This is a genomic window from Aureimonas sp. ME7, assembly GCF_903970965.1.
Lineage (GTDB): Bacteria > Pseudomonadota > Alphaproteobacteria > Rhizobiales > Rhizobiaceae > Aureimonas.
In genome coordinates this window covers 1-1681 of sequence record NZ_CAJCKW010000039.1, presented here as the reverse complement: position 1 = coordinate 1681, position 1681 = coordinate 1, and the positions used below count along the sequence as shown (strand labels likewise).

Below are 1681 nucleotides of genomic sequence, written 5' to 3'. Positions count from 1 at the left end.
GGGTCCAGGCTGTTTCAAAACGTCGAACCCTGTTGTCGTTCGACGTTTTGGGACCGACCGGATGGCTGGACATCGAAAGGCGGCGCTCTGTAGCTGCGTTTTGTGCTCATCGCTGGATAAGATGATGCAAGCGCCTCGCGTGATGGGACGAACCAAGGTGCCGTCGCCGCCTCATAAGCCTACGATGGTGGCGAGGAGCCTCTTGCTTCCCATGATGTTGAGCACACGCGTCAGATTGTAGGCCAGAACCTGGAGCGCCATCTCGGCCGACACACGCGGCAGCGTCCGGGTCAGGAAGTGGGTGGCGCCCATCCGCGCCTTCAGCGTGCCGAACGGATGCTCCACCGTCTCGCGCCGCACCCTCATGGCCTGCGGATCGGCATCCAGCCGGCGCTGTACGGTCTCCAGGACGTCCTCGTGCTCCCAGCGCGTGACGCGCCGTTCCTTGCCCGTCGTGCAGCCCGCCTTCAGCGAACAGGCCTGGCAGGCGTTCGTCCAGTAGCGGCTGAGCGTCATGCCGTTCTCCACCGTCGTGTATCGGTAAGGGAGCGTCTCGCCCGCCGGGCAGCGGTAGGCGTTCTCGTCGTGACGGTACAGGAAGTCTTCCTTGCCGAAGCGTCCCGCCGCCTTGGCGCCGGACGTCATCGGGCGCGGCAGAGTGACGGCGATGCCGGCGCGCTCGCAGGCCAGGATCTCCTCGCCGGAGTAGTAGCCGCGGTCGGCCACCGCTTCGAGCCGGTCGACCTGGAGCGCCTGTTTGGCCTGCTGCGCCATGCCGCTGAGCTGCGCCCGGTCCGATCCGATGTTGGTGACCTCGTGCGCCACGATCAGATGGTGTTCGGTGTCCACCGCCACCTGGACGTTGTAGCCCACCATGCCTGACCCGCGTCCGCTGGTCGCCATCGAGCGGGCGTCCGGATCGGTTAGCGAGACCTGACGATCGGGGGCGGCCGCCATTTGCTTCTCCAAGCCCGCAAGGCGCTCCATCTCCTGGCCGAGACGGGCGATCTTCTCCGTCAGCCGAGCGACCTTGGCGGCCAGTTCCGGCGTCGGCTCCTGGCGGTCGGCCGTGTCGAGTTGGGCGAGATAGCGTGAGACACTCTCCTCGATCTGCTCGCGGCGCCGCTCGAGCTTGGACTTGGTGAAGTTGCGGTCGCGGTTGTTGACCGCCTTGAACTTCGAGCCGTCGATCGCGACGCGCGTGCCGGTCAGCAGGCCCATCTCCCGGCACAGGGCGACGAAGCGGGCGCAGACCCGCCCGATGGGCGAGCCGTTCTGACGTCGGAACTCGGCAATGGTCTTGTGATCCGGGGACAGTCGAGCCGTCAGCCACATGACCTCGACGTTGCGGCCCGCCTCGCGTTCCAGCCGCCGGCTGGAAGGAATGCGGTTCAGGTAGCCGTAGACGTAGAGCTTCAAGAGAGCCGAGGGATGATAGCCGGGCCGTCCCGTCGCGGCCGCCTCGACACCCTCGAAGCCGAGAGAGCCCAAATCCAGTGCATCGACGAAGACGTCGATCACCCGGACGGGGTTGCCCTCCGCGATCCAGTCCTCAAGACAGGGTGGAAACAGCGTCGCCTGTTCGCGATCGGTGCCGACAACGAAGCGTCCCATGCCACCCTCCGGTCATCCCCGATGAGAATAGCACATGCAGGGTTTTGACACAGCCAGGGTCGATAGC

The 1681-nt window shown here is 65.9% G+C and carries 1 protein-coding gene; it reads right to left on the bottom strand.

Annotated elements, in window-relative coordinates:
• Positions 1–171 precede the first annotated feature (171 nt).
• Positions 172–1614 carry an IS1182 family transposase gene (locus H7A85_RS20610; protein ID WP_182422410.1) on the bottom strand — a complete coding sequence of 481 codons (1443 nt, stop codon included), beginning with the start codon at positions 1612–1614 and terminating at the stop codon, positions 172–174.
• Between the last annotated feature and the right edge of the window lie 67 nt (positions 1615–1681).

Excerpts from the sequence above, each read along its gene's own strand:
- H7A85_RS20610 (WP_182422410.1), bottom strand. The coding sequence starts at position 1,614 with ATGGGACGCTTCGTTGTCGGCACCGATCGCGAACAGGCGACGCTGTTT.